At 70.4% G+C, this 7,310-nt stretch carries 3 protein-coding genes and 1 pseudogene; 3 read left to right on the top strand and 1 reads right to left on the bottom strand.

Annotated features, from left to right (window positions below; translation table 11 throughout):
- Nucleotides 1-25 precede the first annotated feature (25 nt).
- From VFB40_RS28730 to VFB40_RS01435, 3 genes and pseudogenes are all read left to right on the top strand, one after another.
- Nucleotides 26-481 (top strand): annotated as a pseudogene (locus tag VFB40_RS28730) (SidA/IucD/PvdA family monooxygenase); the annotation flags it as partial.
- 382 nt (nucleotides 482-863) lie between these two features.
- The gene (locus tag VFB40_RS01440; protein ID WP_414641999.1) at nucleotides 864-2,798 is read left to right on the top strand and encodes an IucA/IucC family protein; all 1,935 of its coding nucleotides are present in this window, start codon (nucleotides 864-866) and stop codon (nucleotides 2,796-2,798) included.
- Nucleotides 2,799-2,976: 178 nt separating this feature from the next.
- Nucleotides 2,977-5,190: an ATP-dependent DNA helicase gene (locus VFB40_RS01435; protein WP_324847403.1), complete on the top strand. Its 2,214-nt coding sequence runs from the start codon at nucleotides 2,977-2,979 to the stop codon at nucleotides 5,188-5,190.
- A gap of 693 nt (nucleotides 5,191-5,883) precedes the next feature.
- On the opposite strand, the gene lexA is transcribed toward VFB40_RS01435, so the two are convergent.
- Nucleotides 5,884-6,651 (bottom strand): transcriptional repressor LexA, encoded by a 768-nt coding sequence (gene lexA / locus VFB40_RS01430; protein ID WP_324847402.1) that lies wholly within the window; start codon nucleotides 6,649-6,651, stop codon nucleotides 5,884-5,886.
- Nucleotides 6,652-7,310 lie beyond the last annotated feature (659 nt).

Here is a 7,310-nt window from a genome sequence, read left to right as displayed (position 1 = left end):
GCTCTGGCACGAGGCCAGTCCGTCGGTGTGCCACAGCGCGCACTACCTCGACCACGCCGACCTGATCCGCGCGGCCGGTGACGTGACCGTGCTCGGCTCGGGCCAGTCCGGGGCGGAGGTCGTGCTGGACCTCCTGCGCACCTGGCACCGCCCCGGTCGGCGGCTGCGCTGGCTGACTCGCAGCGCCGCCTTCGAACCGATGGAGTACTCGAAGCTCGGCCTCGAACACTTCACGCCCGACTACGTCGACTACTTCCACGATTTGCCGGCCGACGAGCGCTCCAGGCTCCTGTCCAGCCAGGGCCGCCTATACAAAGCCGTCTCTGCCGACACGCTCGCCGCCATTCGCGACGAACTCGACGCGCGCTCCATCAAAACCGGTGTGTCCGGCACGGGCGTCACGCTCATGCCTGGAGTCGAAGCCGTCGGCGGTAACCACGCCGATGACGCCGAGACCCTCACCCTCGCCCTAAGGCATCGCGGCACAGGCGAGGCGATGACGGTACGCACCGAACGCCTCGTGCTAGCCACCGGCTACGCCCCACGCAAGCCTGACTGCCTTGCACCGCTCGAAGCCCTGCTCCAACGCGACACGCAGGGCCGCCTCGTCATCGAGCGCGATCACCGCGTCCACATGACTGAGACACGCGCGGGGCTGTACGTACAGAACGCCGAGCTACACACGCACGGCGTCGGCACTCCAGACCTGGGCCTTGGCGCGTACCGGGCAGCGGAGATCCTCAACGCCGTAACCGGATGGCCGGTCTACCCGTTGCCCAGCCGTACCGCGCACACCGCGTTCGCCCCGACGGTAGCGGCAGCCGCCGATCCCGGCATCGCACTTGACCTGGAGGCCACCGGCCATGAGCAGCACCGCAGCCAGTACCAGCCGGCCGAGCCAGGCAGTGCCGGCGCCCTCGTCCCCCTCTGGCGCCGGCCACAGCACGTCGCCCAACCGCACCGGATCGACCCAGTCCCTGCCCGCTGACCCCGAACTGCGCTGGCGGCACGCGGGCCGGACCCTGTTGGCGAAGACCATCGCCGAACTCGCCTACGAGGAACTGCTGACCCCGGCTGAGCAGGATGACGGGTGGCACGCCCTCACCCTCGACGCTCCCGGGCAGGCTCCCGAGCAGCCCAACGGTGGCGGCGCTGGCAACGGCGCGCCTGGCGGTGCGCCCTCGATCGAGTACCGGTTCCGTGCCGACCGGGGCGCGTACGGGTCCTGGTTCGTCGACCCCGGCTCCGTGCGGCGCGGCGGACATCCGGCTGCGGACCCTCTCGCCTTCATCGCCGACGCCGCGCCCTCCCTCGGCCTTTCCGGCGAGACCGCAGGTCACCTCGTGCGCGAAATGGCCGCGACACTCGCCGCCGACGCCCAGATCCTCGCCACCGCCACGCTCACCGCCGCGGAACTGGCAGACCTCGACTACGCACAGCTCGAAGGCCACCAGACCGGGCACCCGTGGATCGTGTTCAACAAGGGACGCGTCGGCTTCTCGGCCAACGACACCCTGCGTTACGCACCCGAGGCGCGCCAACCGGTCCGCCTGCCGTGGATTGCCGTACGCGACGACTTGGCGCACTACCAGGCCGTCCCCGGCCTGAGCGCCCGCCGCCTGTACACCGAGGAGCTCTCTCCGGCGGCGCGCGTGCGGTTCGGCGCGGAGCTGATCAGGCGCAGCTGTAACCCGGCGCGGTACTGGTGGCTGCCGATCCATCCGTGGCAGTGGGACGAGACGATTCAACCGCTGTACGGGGCTGAGATCGCGTCAGCTCGCTTGGTGTACCTGGGCGAAGGCGACGACTCGTACCTGCCCCAGCAGTCGATCAGGACCTTTAGCAACATCAGCGTGCCGCACCGGCGCCACGTGAAGCTCCCGCTGTCCATCCTCAACACGATGGTCTGGCGCGGCCTGCCCACCGAGCGCACGCTCGCCGCACCCGCCCTCACGGCCTGGCTCCAGGGCCTCGCGGCCAGCGACCCGTTCCTCACCGACGACTGCAAGGTGATCCTGCTCGGCGAGGTCGCGTCCGTCACGGTCGACCATCCGGTGCTCGACCGCATCGACGCAGTCCCATATCAGTACCGCGAGTTGCTGGGCGCGATCTGGCGCGAACCGCTGCCCGCCGCGCTGCACGAGGGGGAGAGGGCACGCACGCTCGCGTCGCTGCTGTCCTTCGGCGCGGACGGCGCGTCACTGGTGGCTGAACTGATCGCCCGGTCCGGGCTGGACGCCTGCACATGGCTGGAACGCCTCTTCAGCGCTCTGCTGCCGCCGCTGCTGCGCTTCCTCTACGCCTACGGAACGGTGTTCTCTCCGCATGGCGAAAACGCGGTCGTGATCTTCGACGAGCGCGACATCCCCACTCGGCTCGCGGTCAAGGACTTCGTCGACGACGTCAATCTCGCCGCCGCCGACCTGCCCGAGCTCGCGGAACTGCCGCAGCAGGTCGCCTCGGTGATGCTGCGCGAGCAGCCGGACTACCTCTGCCAGTTCCTGCACGGCGGTCTGTTCATCGGACATTTCCGCTACCTGGCCCGGATCTGCGAGCAGCATCTCGACGTCCCCGGCGCCGAGTTCTGGTCGCTCGTGCGCGCCGCGATCCGCGCATACCAGGACAGGTTCCCCGAGCACGCGGAACGCTACGCGCTGTTCGACCTCGGCAAGCCGCACATCGACCGGCTCTGCCTCAACCGCAACCGGCTGCTGCTCGACGGCTACCGCGATCGGCCGACCCGTCCGCACGTCGAGGCCCACGGCGTCGTCCCGAACCCGCTCGCCCCGATCGACTGACTGGCCGTCGCCCGCCGTGGCCGCCACGCCGCCACGCCGCCACGCCGCCACGCCGTCGCCCCGCCAGCGCCGGATCCGTCCTACCGCAGGCGCGCCCACTCGCCACTCGCCCCGATCGACTGACCTCCGCCCAGGATCCGTCCTCGGCTGTCGGCCGAGCCCCGTACCCTAGTGGCCCATGGGCAAAGCTGATCTCGAAACCTTACTCGCGAGCGCGGTCGCCGCAGTCGGCGGCGAGCCGAGGCCGGGTCAGGTCGAGATGGCCCAAGCGGTCCGGCGCGCGCTGACCGAAGGGGATCCGCTCCTGGTCCAGGCCGGCACTGGAACCGGCAAGTCGCTGGCGTACCTCGTGCCCGCCATTGCGCACTGCCTTGACCGGCGGGACCGGCGCGTCGTCGTCGCCACCGCCACGCTCGCGCTGCAGCGCCAGCTCGTCGCGCACGACCTGCCGCTGATCGCCGACGCGCTCGCCCCTGCCCTCGGCCGCGTCCCCGAGTTCGCGCTGCTCAAGGGCCGCAGTAACTACGTCTGCAAGCACAAGATCGACGGCGGCGACGAGAACGAGGGCGAGGAGGCGCTGTTCGATGCCTCGGCGGTCTCCGACCTCGGCCGCCAGATCCTGCGCGTGCGCGAGTGGGCCGAGGAGACCGAGACCGGCGACCGGGACGACCTGGTGCCCGGTGTCAGTGACCGAGTGTGGGGCATGGTCTCGGTCAGCGCCCGCGAGTGCCTGACGGCCTCCAAGTGCCCGTTCGGCACGGAGTGCTTCGCCGAGGAGGCCCGCGAGCGCGCTCGCGAGGCGGACATCATCGTCACCAACCATGCGCTGCTCGCCATCAACACGTTCGACAGCGATGTCCAAGTCCTGCCCGAGCACGACGCCGTGGTCGTCGACGAGGCGCACGAGCTGGTCTCCCGGGCGACCGGCGCGAACTCCGGCGAGCTGACCGGAGGCATGGTCGACCGCGCCGCGCGCCGCATCCGCAAGCATGTGGACGAGAAGACGCACCTGGTCTTCGAGCAGGCCGTGGAGCTGTTCCGGGAGATGCTCGATACGGCGGACGCCCGCCGTTATCCGCAGCTGCCAGAAGACGTCGTCGAGGCGCTCACCGCGCTGCGTGACGCGTCCCGACAGGTCATTAGCGCTCTGGTGCGCGGACGGGAGAAGGGTGGGAAGGGGGCGTCCCGGGGCGGGGGCGGCGAGGACGGTGCCGCCGAGGCAGGTGCGGGCACCGAGGGCGCCAGGCGGCAGGCCCAGTCGGCGATAGAGCAGATCTTCGAGCTCTCCGACCGGATGCTGCTCACCTCGCCCGACGACGTGATCTGGCTGGACCGCGGCGACCGATTCAGCTCCCTGCACATCGCCCCGCTCTCAGTCGCCCAGCAGCTGCGCCACCGCCTGTTCGCGCGCACGCACACGGTCCTGACCTCTGCGACGCTCAAGCTCGGCGGCGACTTCGACGGGGTAGCCCGCTCGGTTGGCCTGTACCCCGACGAGCGAGCGGACCGGCTCCCGGCGGACAGCGCTGCCAACGGTCCTCGCTCCGGTCGAGCCCCTTCGCGCGACGCGTCTGACGACCCGTCCGACGCCGCATCCTCAGCCGCCGACTCGAACGCGGCGTCATCGAACGCGGCGCCCTCAAGCGCGCCAGCCTCTAAGGAGCAGTCGGCGCAGGACGACACCCAAGCCGACACCCAGGACGACACCGACCATCCCATTCGCTGGAACGCCCTCGACGTCGGCTCGCCCTTCGACTATCCGAAGCAGGGCATTCTCTACATCGCCCGGCACCTCGCTCCGCCCGGACGCGACGGTATCCGCCCTGACCAGTTCGACGAGCTCGCCGGATTGATCGAGGCCGCCGGCGGCCGCACCCTCGGGCTGTTCTCCTCGCTGCGTGGTGCGCAGGCGGCGGCAGCGGAGATCTCCGACCGGCTGTCGTACACCGTGCTGTGCCAGGGCGAGGACTCGCTGCCGCAGCTGATCGCCCGCTTCGGCGAGAACCCGCGCACGTGCCTGTTCGGCACCCTTTCGCTTTGGCAGGGGGTCAACGTGCCCGGACCGTCCTGCCAGCTGGTGGTGATCGACCGGATCCCGTTCCCGCGCCCGGACGACCCGCTGGCAGCGGCCCGTCAAGAGGCGGTCGCGCGCAACGGCGGAAACGGCTTCATGGCGGTCGCCGCGACCCATGCCGCGCTGCTGCTGGCTCAGGGAGCCGGACGGCTCATCCGAGCGGCCGGAGACCGGGGCGTGGTGGCGATCCTGGACTCCAGGCTGGCTACCGCCCGCTACGCGAGCTTCCTGCGGGCTTCCCTGCCTCCGTTCTGGCCCACCGACGACACGAAGTTGGTGCGCGCCGCGCTGCGCCGCCTCGACGCCGAAGCCCCCTGATCCGAAGCACTGTTCGGACGCTGCCTCAAAGCGCCCTGCTTTGCGCTGGCCCGAGGCCCCCTGATCCGAACTGCTTGTTAACCGGTGCTTCGGAGCGCCGCGAGTCGCTATCCCCTGAGTCGCGATGGCCCGGCGACCGGACACGCACAGCCGTCAAAGCTCGTAGCCGTCGCGCACCGATCGCGGATGTTCAGCCGTCGACGCTCGTCGCCGTCACACGGGTACCTGAACCCCGCAGCCGCCTGCTTCTAGCCCCTCGCCCCGCGCAGCTGCCTGCTTCTGGCCCCTCGCCCCGCGCAGCTGCCTGCTTCTGGCCCCTCGCTCCGCGCAGCCGCCTGCTTCTGGCCCCTCGCTCCGCGCAGCCGCCTGCTTCTGGCCTCTCGCCCCGCGCACCATGAAGGCGCCGTGCGTGCCGCTCAGCCTTGGCAGCCGCGGCCGGCCGACCTTCCCCGAGCAACGCGGTATCACCGCCCGCACGCGTACCACACTGCGCGTACTCAGCTGCCTCGGTCAGCCGCCCCTTCCCACGACGGCCGACCGGGCCGAGAGAGACGGCCGACCTCACCCGCCTCTCTGTCCACGCCCTGCCCCAGTACTCGCGCGCGCTTACCTCGCGTTTCTCAGCGCCACGCCACCTGGGCAGGGTTCTGCGTTGCAGCTAATTCATCTAGCTCGTCTCACTCGCCCAACTCGTCACAGCCGCCGCATCACCGCGACCACCCGGCCGAGGATCGACGCCTCGTCGCCCGGGATCGGGTCGTACGCCGGGTTGCGCGGCATCAGCCACACGTGCCGGCCCGACGGCGTGTTCTGCAGCTTCAGCTGCTTGATGGTCGCCTCGCCGTCGATCATCGCCGCGACGATCTCGCCGGACTCGGCGGTCGGCTGCTGGCGCACCACGACCGTGTCCCCGTCCCAGATCGCCGCGTCCACCATCGAGTCCCCGACCACCGTGAGCGCGAACAGCGTCCCGTCGCCGACCAGGTCCCGGGGCATCGGGATGAGCTCCTCGATCTCCTCCTGGGCCAGGATCGGGCCGCCGGCGGCGATCCGGCCGACCAAGGGCACGTATTCGGTCGCGCCGACCGAGCCGCCCATCGGCAGCACCCGGCCCGCGGTCGTGTCCTCGTCCACCGGGATCGAGGCGGCCGGCGCGGCGATCTGCGGCACCGACGACGCGGCCGCGTGCGACTGCGCCATCCGGGCCCGCCACGCCTGGGTCGGGTCGCTCGGGCCGCGCACGATGTACGCCCGCGGCCGGTTCGGGTCGCGCCGGATGAACCCCTTGTTCTCCAGCACCACCAGCTGATGCCGTACCGAGGAGGTGGACTGCAGACCCACCGCCTCGCCGATCTCACGCATCGACGGTGGATAACCGCGCCGATCGATCGACTCCTGAATGACTTCGAGCACCCGGCACTGCCGGTCGGTGAGCCGCAGCGACAGCGGAACCCGCGTCATATCCGCCGCCTCCGCCCCCGCTCCGAGCCGCCCCGGTCCGCGCCGACGCTGCCGCACCACCGCACCCGCGGGCTTGCCGTCGCCGCCCGGCTCCGCACCGCGCGCCGCGTCTCCGCGCGCGCCGGTACTGCGACGCCGCGCCGCGGCTGCACTGCTCCGTCCGGCCATGATCGTGGTTCCCTTCCCTTTTCTCGGCCGGGGGTTCGCCCCTGACCCGACCCCTGATCCCAACCGTAGCCGAAGCGTCTGACATCCGACCAACACTTGTTCGAATATGCTTATCGAACAAGTGCGCCGCAATCCCCTCCGCCGGTCGAGCTGGTGTGCCACAGACGCTTTCGCGCGGCCGCGCGCTCGCGTTCTTCTCTGGGCTGCTGCCGTACATCCTGCTGCCACTTCCGGCTGTTAATCCGGTTTTCCACAGCGAATTCATCCGGTCGAAGGAATTTGCGCCGAACACCCTTGCGCAGGACCCCCGAAGGTGTTCAAGGCCACCTGGACCGATCGCGGAGCGTAGCTAATCAGGACACGGACACTCGTCCTCGATCGGCCGCGTCGGGGTCGCGGGCGATCGGTCCGCGTGCTAGGTTTACCCCTACATCTAGTGGCTGGTCGTCCAGAGCGTACCACAGATTGTGGTATCGACTGGGGATTGAGCG

Source organism: Actinocrinis sp. (assembly GCF_035650855.1).
Taxonomy (GTDB): domain Bacteria; phylum Actinomycetota; class Actinomycetes; order Streptomycetales; family Catenulisporaceae; genus Actinocrinis.
Note: the sequence above shows the minus strand (reverse complement) of the source record. Positions and strands in the feature narration are given on the sequence as shown.

What these genes read in the sequence shown, in the direction of transcription:
- VFB40_RS01440 (WP_414641999.1), top strand. Translation starts at nt 864, where the DNA reads ATGAGCAGCACCGCAGCCAGTACCAGCCGGCCGAGCCAGGCAGTGCCG.
- VFB40_RS01435 (WP_324847403.1), top strand. Translation starts at nt 2,977, where the DNA reads ATGGGCAAAGCTGATCTCGAAACCTTACTCGCGAGCGCGGTCGCCGCA.
- lexA (WP_324847402.1), bottom strand. Translation starts at nt 6,651, where the DNA reads ATGACGCGGGTTCCGCTGTCGCTGCGGCTCACCGACCGGCAGTGCCGG.